1 protein-coding gene is annotated in these 801 nt (G+C 57.7%); it reads left to right on the forward strand.

Going from position 1 to position 801, the window contains the following annotated elements; genetic code table 11:
• Positions 1-434 precede the first annotated feature (434 nt).
• Positions 435-801 (forward strand): hypothetical protein (locus F3J22_RS30260; RefSeq protein WP_205195791.1); only part of this gene is annotated, 367 nt, incomplete at its 3' end.

An 801-nucleotide genomic window follows, 5' to 3' on the forward strand; every position in this document is an offset into this window, starting at 1 on the left:
GAGGTGTCCGGCGGGCCCAGCGGCACCCAGCCGGGTCACGGAGTGACCCAGAGGGCAGAGTACGAAGTTCAATGCCTTTGAAAAGCAAGGTCAAGGTCAACAGACTGTGGCGGGGGTGGGTGGCTGAGCTGCTTTGGGTGTATCTGCTCGTAGGTGGGTTGTTCGCCTCGCTGCGCATTGGCGGTGGCTGTTGCTGGTGGGGCGCGGCGGGTTGGTGGTTTAAGTTGGTTTCGGCGTATTCGTCCGTAGTTGCTGAGGGTGTTCGTCTGATTGCTTCCGGTAGTGGTTCTTGATCGATGGGGGGCAGGGCGTGCTCGATTGCGTTCGTGAGTACAAAGAAGTTCGCTTCTGCGTCTCGTGTCTTCGGGTCGGTGTTGGTTGTGGCTGTTGCGATGGGGTCGGCGACGGGGATCGCTTCGGCTTAGACTCAGTCGGTGACTGCTTCGGCTGCGGGCATTGTGTCCGCGGAAGATTTGAAGTTAGTGTCGTCTGCGGTCGGGGAAGACGTGACTGCGGTGGAGAGCGCTCTCCGTGTTATCGATTCAATCCCTGAGCACGTTCTGCGCCAGGGAGATCAAGCTACTATCGCGTGGCTGGAAAGTCACTACGAGACGTCGCCTGGGGCGGCGCCTTATGCTTTCAATCTCGCGCAGTGCTCGTACGGGATTCTTATTGCGATTGGCTCTAATGCGGTAGCCGCCGCGAAGATTATTCAGATTAAGCGGATTGTGGACAAGTTTGGCGGCGTCGGCAAGGTCATCGATAAGCTGCAAGCGAAGAAAAAGCAGGGAAAGAAGTTCA

Origin of the sequence: Chitinophaga sp. Cy-1792 (genome assembly GCF_011752935.1) — a bacterium.
In the GTDB taxonomy this organism is placed as follows: Bacteria; Bacteroidota; Bacteroidia; order Chitinophagales; family Chitinophagaceae; genus Chitinophaga.